Source organism: Bacillus badius NBRC 15713 (assembly GCF_001591605.1).
In the GTDB taxonomy this organism is placed as follows: Bacteria; Bacillota; Bacilli; order Bacillales; family Domibacillaceae; genus Pseudobacillus; species Pseudobacillus badius.
The window spans coordinates 41,658-59,471 of record NZ_BCVF01000026.1 but is presented as its reverse complement, the minus strand read 5'-3'; the positions used below and the strand labels follow the sequence as shown (position 1 = coordinate 59,471).

General features: G+C 44.6%; 21 protein-coding genes and 2 other annotated features (1 of these 23 cut by a window edge). All 21 genes read left to right on the top strand.

The window, feature by feature from the left end:
- Nucleotides 1-204: hypothetical protein (locus BBA02S_RS21170; protein ID WP_218011590.1), on the top strand; the 204-nt coding region annotated here is incomplete at its 5' end.
- A 127-nt stretch (nucleotides 205-331) separates the two neighbouring features.
- Nucleotides 332-793 (top strand): CtsR family transcriptional regulator, encoded by a 462-nt coding sequence (locus BBA02S_RS13475; protein WP_041101841.1) that lies wholly within the window; start codon nucleotides 332-334, stop codon nucleotides 791-793.
- A gap of 142 nt (nucleotides 794-935) precedes the next feature.
- Entirely contained in the window at nucleotides 936-1,358 is a 423-nt protein-coding gene (locus BBA02S_RS13470) for a UvrB/UvrC motif-containing protein (protein WP_306305187.1), read from the top strand.
- The gene (locus BBA02S_RS13465) at nucleotides 1,358-2,413 is read left to right on the top strand and encodes a protein-arginine kinase McsB (RefSeq protein WP_041101837.1); all 1,056 of its coding nucleotides are present in this window, start codon (nucleotides 1,358-1,360) and stop codon (nucleotides 2,411-2,413) included. The genes BBA02S_RS13470 and BBA02S_RS13465 overlap by 1 nt, the downstream gene beginning before the upstream one ends.
- 20 nt (nucleotides 2,414-2,433) lie before the next feature.
- A complete protein-coding gene (gene clpC / locus BBA02S_RS13460) occupies nucleotides 2,434-4,875 on the top strand; it encodes an ATP-dependent protease ATP-binding subunit ClpC (protein WP_041101835.1) in 2,442 nt (813 codons plus the stop codon).
- A gap of 134 nt (nucleotides 4,876-5,009) precedes the next feature.
- Nucleotides 5,010-6,383, top strand: a complete 1,374-nt coding sequence (gene radA / locus BBA02S_RS13455; protein WP_041114398.1) for a DNA repair protein RadA — start codon at nucleotides 5,010-5,012, stop codon at nucleotides 6,381-6,383.
- Nucleotides 6,384-6,495: 112 nt separating this feature from the next.
- Nucleotides 6,496-7,590, top strand: coding sequence for a PIN/TRAM domain-containing protein (locus tag BBA02S_RS13450; protein WP_041101831.1), 1,095 nt, complete (start codon nucleotides 6,496-6,498; stop codon nucleotides 7,588-7,590).
- A 13-nt stretch (nucleotides 7,591-7,603) separates the two neighbouring features.
- Nucleotides 7,604-8,290 (top strand): 2-C-methyl-D-erythritol 4-phosphate cytidylyltransferase, encoded by a 687-nt coding sequence (ispD, locus tag BBA02S_RS13445; protein ID WP_041101829.1) that lies wholly within the window; start codon nucleotides 7,604-7,606, stop codon nucleotides 8,288-8,290.
- Between the two features lie 19 nt (nucleotides 8,291-8,309).
- Complete coding sequence (ispF, locus tag BBA02S_RS13440; protein WP_041101827.1) at nucleotides 8,310-8,807, top strand: 2-C-methyl-D-erythritol 2,4-cyclodiphosphate synthase; 498 nt, start codon at nucleotides 8,310-8,312, stop codon at nucleotides 8,805-8,807.
- 57 nt (nucleotides 8,808-8,864) lie between these two features.
- On the top strand, nucleotides 8,865-10,325 hold the full coding sequence (gene gltX / locus BBA02S_RS13435) for a glutamate--tRNA ligase (RefSeq protein ID WP_041114397.1): 1,461 nt from the start codon (nucleotides 8,865-8,867) through the stop codon (nucleotides 10,323-10,325).
- A gap of 44 nt (nucleotides 10,326-10,369) precedes the next feature.
- Nucleotides 10,370-10,600, top strand: a binding site (T-box leader).
- A gap of 53 nt (nucleotides 10,601-10,653) precedes the next feature.
- Entirely contained in the window at nucleotides 10,654-11,319 is a 666-nt protein-coding gene (gene epsC, locus BBA02S_RS13430) for a serine O-acetyltransferase EpsC (protein WP_041101849.1), read from the top strand.
- Nucleotides 11,300-12,700 carry a cysteine--tRNA ligase gene (gene cysS / locus BBA02S_RS13425; RefSeq protein ID WP_041114396.1) on the top strand — a complete coding sequence of 467 codons (1,401 nt, stop codon included), beginning with the start codon at nucleotides 11,300-11,302 and terminating at the stop codon, nucleotides 12,698-12,700. The genes epsC and cysS overlap by 20 nt, the downstream gene beginning before the upstream one ends.
- 2 nt (nucleotides 12,701-12,702) lie before the next feature.
- On the top strand, nucleotides 12,703-13,107 hold the full coding sequence (locus BBA02S_RS13420) for a Mini-ribonuclease 3 (protein WP_041101821.1): 405 nt from the start codon (nucleotides 12,703-12,705) through the stop codon (nucleotides 13,105-13,107).
- 18 nt (nucleotides 13,108-13,125) lie between these two features.
- Nucleotides 13,126-13,869, top strand: coding sequence for a 23S rRNA (guanosine(2251)-2'-O)-methyltransferase RlmB (gene rlmB, locus BBA02S_RS13415; protein ID WP_041114395.1), 744 nt, complete (start codon nucleotides 13,126-13,128; stop codon nucleotides 13,867-13,869).
- A 2-nt stretch (nucleotides 13,870-13,871) separates the two neighbouring features.
- Nucleotides 13,872-14,381, top strand: coding sequence for an NYN domain-containing protein (locus BBA02S_RS13410; RefSeq protein ID WP_041101817.1), 510 nt, complete (start codon nucleotides 13,872-13,874; stop codon nucleotides 14,379-14,381).
- Between the two features lie 71 nt (nucleotides 14,382-14,452).
- The gene (gene sigH, locus BBA02S_RS13405) at nucleotides 14,453-15,097 is read left to right on the top strand and encodes an RNA polymerase sporulation sigma factor SigH (RefSeq protein ID WP_223662457.1); all 645 of its coding nucleotides are present in this window, start codon (nucleotides 14,453-14,455) and stop codon (nucleotides 15,095-15,097) included.
- A gap of 68 nt (nucleotides 15,098-15,165) precedes the next feature.
- Nucleotides 15,166-15,312, top strand: a complete 147-nt coding sequence (rpmG, locus tag BBA02S_RS20335; RefSeq protein WP_041101816.1) for a 50S ribosomal protein L33 — start codon at nucleotides 15,166-15,168, stop codon at nucleotides 15,310-15,312.
- 98 nt (nucleotides 15,313-15,410) lie between these two features.
- Nucleotides 15,411-15,596 carry a preprotein translocase subunit SecE gene (gene secE, locus BBA02S_RS13400; protein ID WP_041101814.1) on the top strand — a complete coding sequence of 62 codons (186 nt, stop codon included), beginning with the start codon at nucleotides 15,411-15,413 and terminating at the stop codon, nucleotides 15,594-15,596.
- A 147-nt stretch (nucleotides 15,597-15,743) separates the two neighbouring features.
- Nucleotides 15,744-16,277 carry a transcription termination/antitermination protein NusG gene (gene nusG, locus BBA02S_RS13395; RefSeq protein WP_041101811.1) on the top strand — a complete coding sequence of 178 codons (534 nt, stop codon included), beginning with the start codon at nucleotides 15,744-15,746 and terminating at the stop codon, nucleotides 16,275-16,277.
- 168 nt (nucleotides 16,278-16,445) lie between these two features.
- Nucleotides 16,446-16,871 (top strand): 50S ribosomal protein L11, encoded by a 426-nt coding sequence (gene rplK, locus BBA02S_RS13390; RefSeq protein ID WP_041101809.1) that lies wholly within the window; start codon nucleotides 16,446-16,448, stop codon nucleotides 16,869-16,871.
- A gap of 116 nt (nucleotides 16,872-16,987) precedes the next feature.
- A complete protein-coding gene (rplA, locus tag BBA02S_RS13385) occupies nucleotides 16,988-17,689 on the top strand; it encodes a 50S ribosomal protein L1 (protein ID WP_041101807.1) in 702 nt (233 codons plus the stop codon).
- 44 nt (nucleotides 17,690-17,733) lie between these two features.
- Nucleotides 17,734-17,814: a sequence feature (ribosomal protein L10 leader region), on the top strand; it runs 67 nt beyond the window's last position.

Below are 17,814 nucleotides of genomic sequence, written 5' to 3'. Positions count from 1 at the left end.
AACAAAAAAAGAACAGCAGAAGCTGTTCTTTTTTTGTGTTTCACTGCTCTTTTAAAATTTTGTCGAAATGTCGATAGATGGACGAATAAGGCGATTTGTTTGTTGAATTTTTGTACTTTCCTTTCAATAGTTATAAATGGCGAGCAGTTTCCCTTTTTAGGTTTACTTTATGTAAACTTGTGGAATATAGAAATATATTTTTAAAGGGATTAAATTTCTTGAAAACAGTCAAAAATGAAGATCAAGTACATACATTAAAATTGCAAATGGATCAGGTTTTCATGTATAATTAACGTCAAATATAGTCAAAGTCAGAAATGGAGGAGGTTTGATGCGTAATATATCTGATATTATCGAGGACTATTTAAAGAGAGTTCTTGAAATGAGTGGAAGTGAAATTGTAGAAATTAAGAGAAATGAAGTAGCTGAAAAATTTCAATGCGTTCCCTCGCAGATTAATTACGTAATCAATACACGCTTTACCATTGAAAAAGGATATGTGGTAGAGAGCAAGAGAGGGGGCGGGGGATACATCCGCATTATAAAGGTAAAGGTGCATGACCAGTATGATTTAATTGAACAGCTTGTTTCGCTGGCAGGCAACCAAATTTCACAGTCAGCGGCAGAAAATTTAATTTATCGCTTGGTGGAAGAAGAAGTGATTTCAGAGCGTGAGGCAAAAATTATGATCAGTGTCATGGACCGCTCTGTATTATATATTGATCTTCCGGAAAGAGATGAACTCCGAGCGAGAATGATTACTTCTATGCTAATGGCCTTGAAATATAAATAATCTATAAGGGAGGTGGTTCTCTTTGATATGTCAAAGTTGTAAAGAGAGACCTGCTTCACTTCATTTCACGAAAACAGTAAATGGTGAAAAGACGGAATTTCATTTGTGTGAAAAGTGCGCACAGGAAAAGGGAGAGCAATACATGTTTAACCAGCACTTTGATTTTTCTATCGGTGATTTGCTTGGGGGATTATTTAATCTCAATACGCCTTTCTCATCACAGCCTGCTCAGTATCCACAGCAAAAGGTGCTAAAGTGCGGCAACTGCCAAACCACTTTCCAGCAGTTTGTTAATCAAGGAAAGTTTGGCTGCGCGCAATGTTATGAAGCTTTCCAAGATCAACTCACTCCGATATTAAAAAGGTTACAGAATGGAAATACGGTGCACACTGGTAAAATACCGGCCAGAATCGGCGGCACCCTTCATTTGAAAAAGGAAATAGCTGAATTAAAGGCTAAGCTTCAGCAGGCAATTGAGCAGGAAGAATTTGAATCGGCAGCCGATATTCGCGACCAAATCCGCTCTTTCGAAAAAAAAGTGCTTTCTGAAGGAGGAGAGTCGTGATGTCTCTAGAAAGGTTTATTAATCAGGCTGTTAGCTCATGGATGAGCAATGAAGGTCCCCATTCAGACATCGTTCTAAGCTCAAGAGTGCGCCTGGCCAGAAATCTAGCTGATTATCACTTTCCTCTATTTTTAAAAGCAAATGAGGCAAAGGATATGACTGTCCAGATTAGTGAAGGAGTGCAGGACGGATATCAGCTTGAGCGATTGGAGATGGAACAATTATCGCCATTGCAAAAGCGGGTGCTTGTAGAAAAGCATTTAATTAGCCCTTACTTAGCTGACAACGCTGCTTATGGAGCTGTTCTTCTTTCAGAGTCAGAAGATATCAGTATCATGATTAATGAAGAAGATCACATTCGCATTCAATGTCTTGCTCCTGGCTTGCAGTTGAAGGAAGTGCTAGAAAAAGCGAATGAGCTGGATGATGCGATTGAGGGAAAGGTGAAGTACGCTTTTGATGAACAGAGGGGGTACTTGACAAGTTGTCCGACAAATGTAGGCACGGGATTGCGGGCTTCCGTCATGATTCATTTGCCCGGCTTGGTGTTAACACAGCAGCTTAGCCGGATCATACCAGCAATCAGCCAGCTTGGATTTGTCGTCAGAGGTATATATGGTGAAGGCAGCGAGGCTTTAGGAAATATTTTTCAGATATCTAACCAGTTAACCCTTGGTAAGTCAGAGGCGGATATAGTGGACGATCTGATCAGCATTGTTCATCAGATTATCGCCCATGAAAAATCAGCAAGAGAAGTCTTAGCCAACACATCGTCTATCCGTTTGGAGGATAAAGTATTCCGCTCTTATGGTGTATTAACAAATAGCCGGATTATTGAAACAAAGGAAGCAGCTCAGTGTTTGTCAGATGTAAGATTAGGGATTGATATCGGTTATATTCGCAATATTTCCAGAAGTATTTTAAATGAATTGATGATCTTAACACAGCCAGGCTTCCTGCAGCAATATGCCGGCGGACCGCTCCACCCTGAAGAAAGGGATATCCGGCGTGCAGCATTAATTAGAGAGCGGCTACAGTTAGAAGAAAATTGTTGATGTAAAGGAGATGGATGGATATGATGTTTGGTCGTTTTACGGAAAGAGCACAAAAAGTATTAGCGCTTGCACAAGAAGAAGCACTTCGCCTGGGGCATAGCAATATTGGGACAGAGCATATTTTATTAGGCTTGGTTCGCGAAGGAGAAGGCATTGCAGCAAAGGCGCTTTATGGTCTTGGACTCAGCGCAGAGAAAATTCAAGAAGAAGTCGAGAATTTAATCGGCAGAGGAGAAGGAAGCTCGCAAACAGTTCATTACACTCCTCGCGCAAAAAAAGTAACAGAATTATCGATGGATGAAGCAAGAAAGCTTGGTCATTCATACGTTGGCACAGAACATATATTGCTTGGGTTAATCCGTGAAGGGGAAGGAGTAGCCGCCCGTGTTCTGAGCAATTTAGGTGTAAGCCTGAACAAAGCTCGTCAGCAAGTGCTTCAGCTTCTAGGCAACAATGAAACAAATGGTCATCAAAGCGGATCTACATCCAATGCCAATACGCCTACACTGGACGGATTAGCGCGTGACTTAACGGTGATTGCCAGAGAAGGCAGCTTAGATCCCGTTATCGGCCGCAGCAAAGAAATACAGCGTGTAATCGAAGTTCTCAGCAGAAGAACGAAAAACAACCCTGTCTTAATTGGTGAGCCCGGTGTCGGGAAAACAGCCATTGCCGAAGGGCTGGCGCAGCAAATTGTGAATAACGAGGTGCCGGAAACACTCCGGAATAAACGGGTGATGACGCTCGACATGGGAACGGTGGTAGCCGGTACAAAATATCGCGGCGAATTCGAAGATCGCTTGAAGAAGGTAATGGATGAGATTCGCCAGGCCGGCAATATTATTTTATTTATCGACGAGCTGCACACACTGATTGGAGCAGGCGGTGCTGAAGGAGCAATTGATGCCTCCAATATCCTGAAGCCGTCACTTGCTCGCGGTGAACTGCAATGCATTGGTGCCACAACTCTTGATGAATATCGGAAATACATTGAAAAAGATGCTGCTCTTGAACGCCGCTTCCAGCCGATCCAAGTGGATGAGCCGACGGCTGAAGAGTCTATTCAGATTTTGAAAGGGCTAAGGGATCGCTATGAAGCCCACCATCGCGTATCTATTACGGACGAGGCGATTGAAGCAGCGGTGAAAATGTCTGACCGCTATATTTCTGACCGCTTCTTGCCGGATAAAGCAATTGATTTAATTGACGAAGCGGGTTCAAAGGTTCGTTTGCGCTCGTTCACTACTCCTCCTAACTTAAAGGAGCTGGAGGTAAAACTCGAAGGCATCCGTAAGGAAAAGGATGCCGCGGTGCAAAGCCAGGAGTTTGAGAAAGCGGCTTCCCTGCGTGATGCTGAGCAAAAGCTTCGGGAAGAGCTGGAGAAAACAAAGAATAACTGGAAAGAAAAGCAAGGAAAAGAAAACAGCGAGGTTACGGTAGAGGATATCGCGAAAGTTGTATCCAGCTGGACAGGAATCCCGGTTTCCAAATTGGCGCAAACGGAGACAGAAAGACTGCTCAAACTAGAAGAAATCCTGCATTCCCGCTTAATTGGCCAGGAAGAAGCGGTGAAAGCCGTGTCCAAGGCTGTCCGACGTGCAAGAGCAGGGTTGAAAGATCCAAGACGTCCAATCGGCTCTTTCATCTTCCTTGGCCCTACAGGAGTCGGTAAAACAGAACTGGCTAAAGCACTGGCAGAATCAATGTTCGGTGATGAGGATGCCATGATCCGCATCGACATGTCTGAATATATGGAGAAACATTCGACTTCTCGTCTGGTCGGCTCGCCTCCAGGCTATGTCGGCTATGATGAAGGCGGTCAGCTGACTGAGAAAGTCCGCCGCAAGCCTTATTCTGTTATCTTGCTTGATGAAATTGAAAAGGCTCATCCAGATGTATTCAACATTTTGCTGCAAGTTTTGGAAGACGGCCGGTTAACAGACTCGAAAGGCCGTACGGTAGACTTCCGCAATACCGTGCTCATCATGACGTCAAATGTTGGAGCTGACTCTTTGCGCCGCAATAAGTTTGTCGGATTCAACATTCAAGATGACGAGCAGGACTTCAAAGATATGAAGGGCAAAGTAATGGAAGAATTAAAGCGGGCATTCCGTCCGGAGTTCATCAACCGTATTGATGAAATCATTGTTTTCCATGCTTTAGAGAAGAAGCATTTGAAAGAAATCGTTACGTTAATGGCGGATCAGTTGACGAGCCGCTTGAAAGAACAAGATATCATTGTTGACTTATCTGAGCGTGCGAAAGAAAAAATTGCCGATGAAGGCTATGATCCAGAGTATGGAGCCCGTCCTCTGCGCCGCGCTTTGCAAAAGCAAGTGGAAGACCGTTTATCGGAAGAGCTGCTGAAGGGCAAGGTGCTGGCAGGCCAGCAAGTGCTGGTGGATGTAGAAGACGGTGAATTCGTTGTAAAAACTAAAGAACCATCGACGGCGGCAAAATAAAGAGGCTGTCCTATCAATGCCCGGCTCCTCCTTGAACGGTTGCTATGGATATGCAACGCTGGAGGGGCCTGGCTTTTTGTTGTTGAAGCAGCTATTAATAAGTAATGAGGATCATGTAAAAAGGTGGAGTGAGCATGGCTAAGAAAAAGACAAAATTTATTTGCCAGTCCTGCGGCTATGAGTCGGCAAAATGGATGGGGCGCTGTCCGGGCTGCGGAGAATGGAACCAGATGGTCGAAGAGGTCGCTATCACGGGGACACCGAAACGGACCTTCATGCATTCCGAAACAACATCTGTTTCCAAACCGGCGAAACTTTCGAGCGTGGAGACTGTTCAAGAGCCGAGGGTAAAAACCAAGTTAAAAGAATTTAACCGAGTGCTCGGCGGCGGGGTGGTTCCGGGTTCGCTCGTTTTGATTGGCGGAGATCCCGGGATTGGGAAATCCACCTTGCTTTTGCAGGTTTCTGCCCAGCTGGCAGCAAATAAAAGCAGGGTATTATACATTTCCGGCGAAGAATCTGTTAAGCAGACGAAATTACGGGCAGAAAGATTAGCGATAAAGGAAGAAGAGCTCTTTATCTACTCGGAAACTAATTTGCAGCTCATTCATACAGCTATTGAGCAGCTGGCACCTTCCTTTGTGATTATCGACTCGATCCAAACCGTTTATCACCCGGAGGTTACTTCTGCTCCTGGCAGCGTTTCGCAGGTGAGGGAGTGTACGGCCGAGTTAATGAGAATTGCAAAAATGAACGGCATTGCTATCTTTATTGTGGGGCATGTAACTAAGGAAGGCTCAATTGCCGGACCCAGATTATTGGAGCATATGGTGGACACTGTGTTATATTTTGAAGGAGAGCGTCACCACACGTACCGGATTTTAAGAGCGGTAAAAAACCGTTTCGGGTCCACGAATGAAATGGGAATCTTTGAGATGAAGGAGGAAGGGCTCGAGGAAGTGGAAAACCCATCGGAGATTTTTCTCGAAGAACGTTCCCAAGGCTCATCAGGTTCGACAGTGGTTGCCTCTATGGAAGGAACGAGGCCGGTGCTTGTCGAGGTTCAAGCGCTTGTTTCGCCAACGGTTTTTGGAAATCCGCGGCGCATGGCTACCGGCATCGATCATAACCGGGTCACGCTCTTAATGGCGGTTCTTGAAAAGCGGGTTGGCCTGCTGCTGCAAAACCAGGATGCTTACTTGAAGGTAGCTGGAGGTGTGAAGCTTGATGAACCGGCGATTGATCTGGCTATTGCCATCAGCATTGCTTCAAGCTTCCGCGATGAACCGACCAATCCAACTGATTGTATAATTGGTGAAGTCGGGTTGACCGGAGAGGTGAGGAGGGTATCAAGAATAGAGCAAAGAGTCTTTGAGGCGGCTAAGCTCGGATTTACGAGAGTCATTCTGCCCGCAAATAATCTTGGCGGCTGGAAAGTTCCACCGGGAGTGAAAACGATTGGTGTCTCGACGGTGAATGAAGCACTTCAAGCTGTATTTGGCAAATAATTTTTGCAGACCAGCCTGCACAGCTGGCTGCAGGCTTTTAGGCATTTTTTTGAAAAAAACGGTTGTATGTGGAAAAATGTGTTTATAATGATAATAGGGAGGTGAAGTCAGGATGTTGAAGCGTCTCGTGCAGGCGGGGTTTATTATTTTAGGGGGAACACTTGGCATTATTCTTATTCCGGACTTATTAAAGCTTATTCATTTAGACCATTTAACTTTAATTAATAATCCGTACGTCGCAGCTATTTTAGGGGCCATCATTTTTTATGTGCTGACATTTTGGGTCGTGGATTATATTATTGATTTTGTTAAATGGATGGAGGATCGAATCGTTACAGCGCCGTTGACCGACATTCTTTCTGGAAGCTTAGGGTTGATTTTAGGTTTGATTGTTGCATTTTTGGCAGGGAATACACTGAATTCAATAGAAATACCGATCGTCAATACCGTAGCTCCGATTTTTCTGACTATCTTATTAGGGTATCTTGGTTTCCAGGTTGGTTTTAAAAAACGTGACGAGATTACCGGTTTGTTTACAATTAACCGAAACAGCCGAAAGAAAGAGGCAGAGGCGGCGGACAGTCCTCCTGCGGCACAGCAGTCATACAAAATTCTCGATACGAGCGTCATTATTGACGGTCGGATTGCTGATATTTGCCAAACCGGCTTTTTGGAAGGCTGCTTGATTATTCCGCAATTTGTGCTGGAAGAACTGCAGCATATTGCTGACTCTTCCGACACGCTGAAACGCACGAAGGGCCGAAGAGGGCTCGATATATTAAATCGCATCCAAAAAGAAATACCGGTGGAAGTAGAGATTGTTGAACGGGATTTCGAGGATGTACAGGAAGTGGATAGCAAGCTTGTCAAATTGGCCAAAGAAATGAATGGCATCGTCGTCACAAATGATTTTAACTTAAACAAAGTATGCGAGCTGCAAAAAGTACAAGTTCTCAATATTAATGACTTGGCCAATGCAGTGAAGCCGCTCGTGATCCCTGGGGAAGAAATGAAGGTGCTTGTCATTAAGGACGGGAAAGAACAGCGGCAGGGAATCGCTTATTTGGATGACGGCACGATGATTGTAGTAGAAGAAGGCCGTGATTATATCGGCAAGCAAATCGATGTGATCGTAACGAGCGTGCTGCAAACGTCAGCCGGCCGAATGATCTTTGCTAAGCCGAAGCTAATCGAAAAAGCGCTTTAAAGGAGCAGGAGACATGAATTATCAAGTGGTTATTCCAGCGGCTGGCCGGGGGACAAGAATGAAGGCAGATAAAAACAAATTGCTGCTTTTGCTGAAGGGGCGCCCGGTAATTATTCACACGCTGGAGGTTTTTGAGAAAGATCCTAATTGCAGCGGAATTATCCTCGTTGTTCAGCCGGAGGAAGCCTCGCTTTTTTCGAACTTAGTGAATGAGTACGATGTCTCGAAAGTGAAAAAACTGGCCCATGGCGGCAGTGAACGGCAAGAAAGTGTGTATAACGGGTTAAAGGAAGCGGACCCTTCAGCGGTTGTTCTTGTGCATGATGGGGCAAGACCTTTTATTACAACGCCAATCATTGCCCGTCTAGTTGAAAAAGCAGCGGAAGAGGGAGCAGCCATTGCGGCTGTTCCTGTGAAAGATACAATTAAGCGGGTCGAAAAAGGAAAGGTTGTCGAGACAGTTGAACGCTCGAGCTTGTGGTCGGTTCAGACGCCACAAGCTTTTCGCATGCCGCTGATTATGCAGGCTCATGAAAAAGCACAGGCGGATCAGTACGTTGGCACCGATGAAGCCTCTCTTGTTGAAAGAACGGGCAGATGTGTGCAAATTGTAGAAGGGGACTATGATAATATAAAGCTAACGACCCCTGAAGATCTTATCTTTGCAGAGGCAATTATTCAAAAAAGAAAATCATTATAGAGGCTGAAGGAGAAAAGGTATGTTTCGAATTGGACAAGGCTTTGATGTACATGAATTTGCAGAAAACCGCCCGCTGATTATCGGCGGTGTGACGATTCCTCATGAGAAAGGATTAATCGGGCATTCAGATGCCGACGTTTTGCTGCACACAGTAGCAGACGCTCTTCTCGGGGCGATCGGCGAAGGAGATATTGGCCGGCATTTTCCGGATACGGACCCGGCGTTTAAAGATGCCGATTCGGCGGTTTTGCTTCAGCATGTATGGAAGTTAGTGAAAGAAAAAGGCTATACGCTCGGCAACGCCGATTGCACGATTATGGCACAGCGGCCTAAAATGGCGCCTTATATCGGACAAATGAGAGAGCGGATTGCAGAGCTGCTGGAAGCGGATGCTTCACAAGTGAATGTGAAAGCAACCACGACAGAAAAATTAGGCTTTGTCGGCAGAGAAGAAGGAATTGCCGCACAAGCGGTGGTTCTGTTAATAGCAAAAGAAAATGAATCCTCTTCCTTCTAGTAAAAGCCGGTGGTAAAATAAAAAAAGTTACAGGAACGATTGGAGGAGGAACAAATCATGGCAAACGAAATCCGCGTGCGTTACGCGCCGAGCCCAACAGGCCATCTGCATATCGGCAATGCGCGTACAGCGCTTTTTAATTATTTATTCGCCCGCAGCAAAGGCGGAAAGTTTATTATTCGAATCGAGGACACCGATCAGAAGCGAAACATCGCAGGCGGCGAAGAAAGCCAGCTGAAGTATTTAAAATGGCTCGGAATTGACTGGGATGAAAGTGTTGACAAAGAAGGAGAATTCGGTCCTTACCGCCAGTCTGAGAGAAATGACATCTACAAAAAATATTATGATCAATTAGTAGAAGAAGGAAAAGCGTATAAATGCTATTGCACGGAAGAGGAACTGGAAGCTGAACGGGAAGCGCAGCAGGCAGAAGGAAAAGACATGGCTGGGTACTCTGGAAAGTGCCGTCACCTCACTCCGGAAGAAAGAGCGGCCAAAGAAGCGGAAGGCCGGAAGCCGAGTATTCGGATTAAGGTTCCTGCCGGGGAAATGCTGACATTTAATGATATGGTAAAAGGCGAAGTGTCTTTTGAATCGGAGGGCATTAGCGATTACGTGATCGTAAAGAAGGATGGAACGCCTACATATAACTTTGCGGTAGCCATTGATGATCATTTAATGAAGATGACGCATGTACTGCGCGGAGACGATCATATTTCCAACACGCCTAAACAGCTGCTTATTTACAATGCGCTTGGCTGGGAGCCTCCAACCTTTGGCCATATGACATTGATTGTCAATGAAAGCCGCAAAAAGCTGAGCAAGCGTGATGAGTCCATTATTCAATTTATTGAGCAATATAAAGAACTTGGCTATTTGCCGGAAGCATTATTTAATTTTATTGCTCTGCTAGGCTGGTCTCCTGCCGGCGAAGAGGAAATCTTCTCGAAAGAAGAATTCATTGAAATGTTTGATGCAAGCCGCTTGTCTAAGTCCCCGGCTTTGTTTGATCAGCAAAAGCTCTCATGGATGAACAATCAATACATGAAAAAAGTAGATTTAGACCGGGTAGTAGAGTTGGCTGCTCCTCACCTTGTAAAGGCAGGATGGATCGCGGCTGAGCGTTCTCCTGAGGAAGAAGAGTGGGTGCGTGAGCTGATTGGGCTTTATCAAGAGAAGATGAGCTTTGGCGCACAAATCGCAGAGATGGCTGAGCTGTTTTTCAAAGAAGACGTCAGCTATGAGGAGGAAGCGAAAGCTGTGCTTGCAGAAGAACAAGTTCCGGAAGTCATGGCTTCTTTCCTTGAGAAAGTCGAAGCAATGGGCAACTGGCAGGCGGATGAAATTAAGCAGGCTATGAAGGCTGTTCAAAAGGAAACCGGGCATAAGGGGAAAAAGCTCTTCATGCCAATCCGTGCCGCTGTGACTGGCCAAACGCACGGACCTGATTTGCCGAAAGCGATTGAACTGCTCGGGAAGGAAAAAGTTGCCGAGCGCCTGCGCAAGATCCATAGTTAACATTTTTGCGAAAATGTAATATAGTAAATGTACAGTTTATTTATAAATGAACGTTGATGAGGAGAAGTAAATAATTGAAGCTTTACAGAGAGAACCGTCACCGGCTGCGAACGGTTTAAGCCACTCAATTATTGAAATGCCCCTCTGAGTCTGTTGCCGAAAGGAATGCGAGTAGGCAGCAGCGGGAACACCCGTTACCAGTTTAGAGTTGGATGAACAGGCTTATGCTTGTTTTTCAAACAGAGTGGAACCGCGTCAATTAAAACGTCTCTGTCTATACAGAGGCGTTTTTTATTTTGTTTTCATACAAAGGGGGATAGCAATGGGGTTGTTTAAGTTACTGAAGGAAGACATTGATACTATTTTTGAGCAGGACCCGGCGGCCCGCAGTTATGTGGAGGTTATTCTAACTTATTCAGGACTGCATGCCATTTGGGGCCATCGTTTGGCGCACGGATTTTACAAAAGGAAATTTTTCTTTCTTGCTCGTCTGATCTCCCAAATCAGCCGCTTTTTCACCGGCATCGAAATCCATCCAGGCGCTCAAATCGGCCGGCGGCTTTTTATCGATCATGGAATGGGAGTAGTGATCGGGGAAACGTGTGAAATCGGCGACAATGTGACATTATATCAAGGCGTGACACTCGGAGGAACCGGCAAGGAAAAAGGCAAGCGGCATCCAACGGTCAAGGACAATGCTTTAATTGCCTCTGGTGCGAAGGTGCTTGGCTCGATTACTATTGGAGAAAACTCTAAAATCGGGGCAGGCTCTGTTGTTTTAAGGGATGTGCCGCCAAATTCAACCGTTGTTGGCATTCCAGGAAAAATCGTAATCCGCGACGGGAAAAAGGTCCAGAAGGATTTGAACCACCATGACTTGCCGGATCCAATTGCCGATCGTCTTTCCTTTATGGAGAAGGAAATTGCCAGACTGCAGCAGGAGCTTCAGGAAGCGAAGAAAGGAGAACAGTTAAATGGCCATTCGCGTTTATAATACATTGACGAGACAGAAAGAGGAGTTTATTCCCCTTGAAGAGGGAAAAATAAAAATGTATGTATGCGGTCCAACTGTATACAATTATATTCACATCGGAAATGCCCGGCCGGCGATTGTCTTCGACACGGTTCGCCGGTATTTTCAATACAGCGGCTATGATGTGACGTATGTTTCCAACTTCACGGATGTTGATGATAAATTGATCAAAGCAGCCAATGAGCTGGGCGAAGAAGTTCCGGCGATTGCGGAACGCTTCATTCACGCATATTTTGAAGACACGGAGGCGCTTGGCTGCCAGAAGGCGGATATGCATCCGCGTGTAACTGAAAATATTGATACGATTATTGAATTCATTGAGACACTGGTTGAGAAAGGTTACGCTTATGCCTCTGAAGGAGATGTGTATTACCGTACGCGCAAGTTTGCAGGGTACGGGAAGCTTTCTCATCAATCAGTAGATGAGCTGAAGGTTGGTGCCAGAATTGGTGTAGGCGAAAAGAAAGAGGATGAGCTGGACTTTGCCTTGTGGAAAGCAGCCAAGGATGGCGAGATTTACTGGGAAAGCCCGTGGGGAAGAGGGCGTCCGGGCTGGCATATTGAATGCTCAGCTATGGCAAGGAAGTATTTAGGCGACACCATTGACATACATGCCGGCGGCCAAGACTTGACGTTCCCGCACCATGAGAATGAAATTGCTCAATCAGAGGCGCTGACTGAAAAGCCATTTGCCCGTTATTGGCTGCATAACGGCTACATTAACATTGATAATGAAAAAATGTCGAAATCCCTCGGCAACTTTGTTCTTGTACACGACATTATTCAACACGTTGATCCGCAGGTCCTGCGCTTTTTCATGCTATCTGTGCATTACAGACATCCGATTAACTATAACGAAGAGCTGCTTGAAAATGCGAAAACGGCGCTGGATCGCCTCAGAACAGCTTATGAAAATTTAAAACACCGCAAGCAGTTAAGCGCCAATTTAACGGATAATGATCAGCAGTGGCTGGAGAAAATAAAAGAGCTGCATCAGACGTTCAAGAAGGAAATGGATGATGATTTTAACACAGCGAATGCGATCTCCGTTTTGTTTGAGCTTTCCAAGCAGGCGAATTATTATTTGATGGAGAAAAACACATCGGAAACAGTCATTGATGCCTTTTTAAAGGAATTCGAAGATTTATTCTTTGTGCTCGGATTAAAGTTGGAGGCGGAAGAAGCCCTGTTAGATGAAGAGGTTGAATCACTGATCGAACAGCGGATTCAAGCAAGAAAAGACCGTAATTTTCAGCTGGCAGACGACATTCGTGATAAGCTGAAAGCAATGAATATTATTTTGGAAGATACGCCGCAAGGCACGCGCTGGAAAAGAGGATAAGGATGCTGGAGTTTAAACCGTTGAAGGAAGCCGCGCAAATGAATAGTCTCGCTTTGGCCTATATGGGGGATGCGATTTACGAAGTGTATGTCCGCCGTCACTTGCTGGAGCTGGGGAAAGTGAAGCCGAATCAGCTTCATAGAGAAGCGACCCGGTACGTATCGGCAAAAGCCCAGGCGAGCTTTTTATACCGCATGATTGAAAGCAGCTTTTTGTCAGAGGCCGAGCTTGCTGTTATAAAAAGGGGCAGAAATGCCAAATCAGGAACTGTTCCGAAAAACACCGATATTCAAACTTACCGGCATAGCACCGCCTTTGAAGCGTTGATTGGCCTGTTGTTTTTAACAGGAGAGGAACAGCGGCTGACGGAAATAATCGACTTTTGTCTGCCGCAGGAAAATCAGTAAGAAAGGGGGAGAATCTGGATGTCCAAAGAATTTATTGCAGGTCGCAATCCCGTGCTTGAAGCGTTAAGATCCGATCGTGAAATTAATAAGATCTGGATAGCGGAAGGAGCACAGAAAGGGCCTGTTCAGCAAATTATCAAAAAAGCAAAAGAGAAAAATGTCCTTGTTCAATTTGTGCCTAAACAAAAAATTGACCAGATGAGTGAGGAGAATCACCAAGGGATCGTTGCTTCCGTTGCGGCATATGACTATGCAGAACTTGATGATTTATTCGCGAAGGCGGAAAAAAGCGGGGAAGAGCCGTTTTTCCTTCTTCTTGATGAAATCGAAGATCCCCATAACCTCGGGTCCATTATGAGAACAGCTGATGCAGTAGGTGTGCATGGCATCATTATTCCAAAGCGGCGGGCTGTCGGCTTGACGGCTGCTGTGGCCAAAGCGTCGACCGGAGCCATTGAATACATCCCGGTTGTCCGGGTGACGAATTTGGCGCGGACAATTGATGAGCTGAAGGAGCGAGGAGTATGGATTGCCGGTACAGACGCCAAGGGAGCCGAGGATTACAGACGGTTTGATGGAAAGATGCCGCTTGGACTTGTGATTGGCAGTGAAGGAAAAGGAATGGGGCGCTTGATTCGAGATAAATGCGATTTTCTGATCCAGCTGCCAATGGTCGGCCGCGTCACCTCTCTCAACGCTTCTGTGGCTGCAGGTATCCTTATGTACGAAGTGTATAGAAGGCGGCATCCTTTAGGGGAATAACAATGAACATCCTCATAGTTGACGGCTATAACATTATTGGCGCTTGGCCGGAACTTCAAAAACTGAAAAAATATGATCTTGCTTCTGCCCGTGACCGCCTGATTCAGCTGATGGCTGAATACCAGGGGTTCACGGGCAGCCGGGTCATTGTCGTGTTTGATGCCCATTATGTCAAAGGCACAGAGAAGAAATACCGGGATTCAAAAGTCGAGGTCATTTTCACCCGGGAAAACGAATCGGCGGATGAGCGGATTGAAAAGCTGGCGATCGAATTAAATAATATAAAAAATCAAGTTTTTGTAGCGACCTCCGATTTTACGGAACAGTGGGTGATTTTTGGGCAAGGAGCTTTGCGTCTCTCTGCTAGAGAATTGCTTACAGAGCTGGAAGTTACAAGCAAAAAGATCGGCAAAAGCGTGAAGAAATTCCATGAAAAAAAACCCAATTCGAAAATTCCTCTTACAGACGAAGTGGCAGAAATTTTCGAAAAGTGGCGCCGCGGCGAGAAATGAAACGTTGACGTTCGAAAAATTCGTGCTGTATAATGTTGCTATCTATGGCTTTGCAGGCGGAGGGGATGTGTGTGGGTTTGAACCGTTCAAGCAATACAACATTGGAAACGCTTCAAGATGAGCAACTCATAGAACTAGTTCACAATGGAAACAGCGATGCTCTGGATTACTTGATTCACAAGTATAAAAATTTTGTCCGGGCAAAAGCACGTTCCTACTTTTTGATTGGAGCCGACAGAGAAGATATTGTCCAAGAGGGGATGATTGGGCTTTACAAAGCAATCCGGGATTATAAAGAGGACAAGCTGACAACGTTTAAGGCTTTCGCTGAGCTTTGTATCACAAGACAAATTATCACTGCCATTAAAACAGCCACAAGACAAAAACATATTCCGTTAAATTCCTACATTTCACTCGATAAACCAATTTACGATGAAGAATCCGACCGGACGTTAATGGATGTCATCACCGGCGCAAAAATTATGAATCCGGAAGAGTTGATTATCAATCGCGAGCAGTTTAATAGTATTGAAGACAAAATGAATGAGTTATTGAGCGATCTGGAGCGGAAAGTGCTCGCCCTGTATTTGGACGGGCAATCCTATCAGGAAATTTCGGAAGAGCTTAACCGTCACGTCAAATCGATTGATAATGCGCTGCAGCGTGTGAAGCGAAAACTCGAGCGCTATCTGGAGTTTAGAGAGATCACATTGTAGGCAATGACTTGACTAGTTCCGCTGATAATGTTATTTTTTACAATTGAGATAGATAAGGTGGATTCACAATGACAAAAAAGAGAATATTAGCTTGTTCCGAGTGCGGTTCAAGAAACTATTCCGCTCACAGCAAAGCCAACAGTGAAGAACGCCTGGAAATCAAGAAGTTTTGCCGCACTTGCAACGGCCACACGATCCATAAACAAACGAAATAACGATTGGAAGCGGCCGCTTCAACCAGGCTGGCATCTGCAGCCGGCCAATAATTAATCATCTTTGGAGAAAAGTTGATTTCACCTTTGGAGGGTTCGAAATGTCGAGCATAACACAATTTTTCCGCAACGTCGGTTCGGAAATTAGAAAAGTCAGCTGGCCGAAGAAAAAAGAGCTGACGGGATATACAATCACTGTTATTACAACTGTGTTCTTTTTGGCCATCTTTTTTGCGGTAGTTGATTTAGGTATCTCATCAATTGTACGATGGGTTTTGTCTCTATAATTTTCAACTTTGCCGCTTCGTTTTGAATATACTGTTTTTTGATATGGTATAATGAAACATCATAGAGAAGAAAAAAAGCCCGCTTCAACGGGTTTTTTCATTTGCTTTTCAAAAGTAAAGGAGGGAAGGACGCTTTAGTCCCTTTCTATGGAGAAGAATTGGTACGTTGTACACACATATTCAGGATATGAGAATAAAGTAAAAGCTAACCTGGAAAAACGCGTGGAATCCATGGGTATGCAAGATAAAATCTTTCGTGTCATTGTTCCGGAAGAGGAAGAAACTGATGTGAAAAACGGTAAAAAGAAAGTAACAAAGAGGAAGGTATTCCCAGGTTACGTTCTGGTAGAAATTGTAATGACGGATGACTCTTGGTACGTTGTCCGCAATACGCCGGGCGTTACCGGGTTTGTAGGCTCCTCTGGCCACGGATCAAAGCCGACCCCGCTCTTGCCGGATGAGGTCAAGAACATTCTGAAGCAAATGGGCATGGATGAAAAACGCAAGGACGTAGACTTCGAGGTAAACGAAACGGTTATCGTTAATGAAGGGCCATTTGCCAACTTTGAAGGAACGGTGGAAGAAATCGACTTTGACAAAGCAAAACTCAAAGTGCTTGTGAACATGTTTGGCCGTGAAACTCCGGTCGAGCTTGATTTTAACCAAGTGAATAAATTATAATGGAAAACGTCTTGAAATATTAAGTAAATAATGATAATATTTTTAAGTCAGTATGTCTTTAAAGACAGACTAATTTTAATTGACCATCTTTAATTATAGTTAAAGATGTTATTGAGTGGGAGGGGAAACCCCCAAATACCACATCACGGACTTAAGGAGGTGTGTCTCGTGGCTAAAAAAGTTATTAAAGTTGTTAAGTTGCAAATCCCTGCAGGCAAAGCAAACCCTGCGCCGCCGGTTGGTCCTGCACTTGGTCAAGCTGGTGTAAACATCATGGGATTCTGTAAGGAGTTTAATGCACGTACAGCGGATCAAGCTGGTTTGATCATTCCAGTTGAAATTTCGGTTTTTGAAGACCGTTCATTTACATTCATCACAAAAACTCCGCCGGCTGCTGTACTTCTTAAGAAAGCAGCAGGTATTGAGTCTGGTTCCGGTGAACCAAACCGCAATAAAGTTGCGACAGTAAAACGCGATAAAGTTCGCGAAATCGCTGAAACAAAAATGCCTGACCTTAACGCAGCTAGCGTTGAAGCAGCTATGCGCATGGTTGAAGGTACTGCCCGCAGCATGGGTATTGTGATTGAAGACTAATCGTCTGTAGATGTTGTTCAAGGGTTGCGCTGTGAATGTATTTTATCATTACTTCACACGCAACCTTTATTCGTGGGAGGTTATTCCGCTAAAACCACATAAGGAGGAAGTTTTAAATGGTTAAAAAAGGTAAAAAGTTTCAAGAAGCAGCGAAGCTTGTTGATCGTACGACAGCTTATGCTCTTGACGAAGCAGTTGAATTAGTAAAGAAAACAAACTTTGCGAAGTTTGATGCAACAGTAGAAGCAGCTTTCCGTCTTGGTGTAGATCCGAAGAAAGCTGACCAGCAAATCCGCGGAGCAGTTGTGCTTCCAAACGGAACTGGTAAAACACAAAAAGTTTTAGTGTTTGCAAAAGGTGAAAAAGCGAAAGAAGCAGAAGCAGCTGGAGCTGATTATGTAGGAGATGCTGACTACATCAACAAAATCCAACAAGGTTGGTTTGAGTTCGATGTTATCGTAGCTACTCCTGACATGATGGGTGAAGTTGGTAAGCTTGGACGCGTGCTTGGACCTAAAGGTCTTATGCCAAACCCTAAAACAGGCACAGTAACTTTCGACGTAACGAAAGCTGTTCAAGAAATCAAAGCTGGTAAAGTAGAATACCGCGTTGATAAAGCTGGAAACATCCACGTTCCGATTGGTAAAGTTTCTTTCGACAATCAAAAGTTAATCGAAAACTTTAACACAATCTTCGAAACAATGCTGAAAGCAAAACCGTCAGCTGCAAAAGGCACATACATGAAGAACGTTACCATCACTTCAACAATGGGTCCTGGCGTTAAAGTAGATCCTTCTTCTGTAGCTGTTGCAAAATAAATTGACAACAAAAGCCGAATTTGATATAATTCGTTTTGTTGCAAAATAATTGAACATTTATACCGTAGACAGCAGGTGCTGAAAAGCTTAATTTCCCGCCGAGGTAATACGAATATATAGAGTGT

What these genes read in the sequence shown, in the direction of transcription:
- BBA02S_RS13450 (WP_041101831.1), top strand. Translation starts at nt 6,496, where the DNA reads ATGTTGAAGCGTCTCGTGCAGGCGGGGTTTATTATTTTAGGGGGAACA.
- clpC (WP_041101835.1), top strand. Translation starts at nt 2,434, where the DNA reads ATGATGTTTGGTCGTTTTACGGAAAGAGCACAAAAAGTATTAGCGCTT.
- BBA02S_RS13410 (WP_041101817.1), top strand. Translation starts at nt 13,872, where the DNA reads ATGAACATCCTCATAGTTGACGGCTATAACATTATTGGCGCTTGGCCG.
- rpmG (WP_041101816.1), top strand. Translation starts at nt 15,166, where the DNA reads ATGACAAAAAAGAGAATATTAGCTTGTTCCGAGTGCGGTTCAAGAAAC.
- gltX (WP_041114397.1), top strand. Translation starts at nt 8,865, where the DNA reads ATGGCAAACGAAATCCGCGTGCGTTACGCGCCGAGCCCAACAGGCCAT.
- rplA (WP_041101807.1), top strand. Translation starts at nt 16,988, where the DNA reads ATGGTTAAAAAAGGTAAAAAGTTTCAAGAAGCAGCGAAGCTTGTTGAT.
- ispD (WP_041101829.1), top strand. Translation starts at nt 7,604, where the DNA reads ATGAATTATCAAGTGGTTATTCCAGCGGCTGGCCGGGGGACAAGAATG.
- BBA02S_RS13475 (WP_041101841.1), top strand. Translation starts at nt 332, where the DNA reads ATGCGTAATATATCTGATATTATCGAGGACTATTTAAAGAGAGTTCTT.
- radA (WP_041114398.1), top strand. Translation starts at nt 5,010, where the DNA reads ATGGCTAAGAAAAAGACAAAATTTATTTGCCAGTCCTGCGGCTATGAG.
- nusG (WP_041101811.1), top strand. Translation starts at nt 15,744, where the DNA reads ATGGAGAAGAATTGGTACGTTGTACACACATATTCAGGATATGAGAAT.
- BBA02S_RS13465 (WP_041101837.1), top strand. Translation starts at nt 1,358, where the DNA reads ATGTCTCTAGAAAGGTTTATTAATCAGGCTGTTAGCTCATGGATGAGC.
- rlmB (WP_041114395.1), top strand. Translation starts at nt 13,126, where the DNA reads ATGTCCAAAGAATTTATTGCAGGTCGCAATCCCGTGCTTGAAGCGTTA.
- secE (WP_041101814.1), top strand. Translation starts at nt 15,411, where the DNA reads ATGTCGAGCATAACACAATTTTTCCGCAACGTCGGTTCGGAAATTAGA.
- ispF (WP_041101827.1), top strand. Translation starts at nt 8,310, where the DNA reads ATGTTTCGAATTGGACAAGGCTTTGATGTACATGAATTTGCAGAAAAC.
- BBA02S_RS13470 (WP_306305187.1), top strand. Translation starts at nt 936, where the DNA reads ATGTTTAACCAGCACTTTGATTTTTCTATCGGTGATTTGCTTGGGGGA.
- BBA02S_RS13420 (WP_041101821.1), top strand. Translation starts at nt 12,703, where the DNA reads ATGCTGGAGTTTAAACCGTTGAAGGAAGCCGCGCAAATGAATAGTCTC.
- cysS (WP_041114396.1), top strand. Translation starts at nt 11,300, where the DNA reads ATGGCCATTCGCGTTTATAATACATTGACGAGACAGAAAGAGGAGTTT.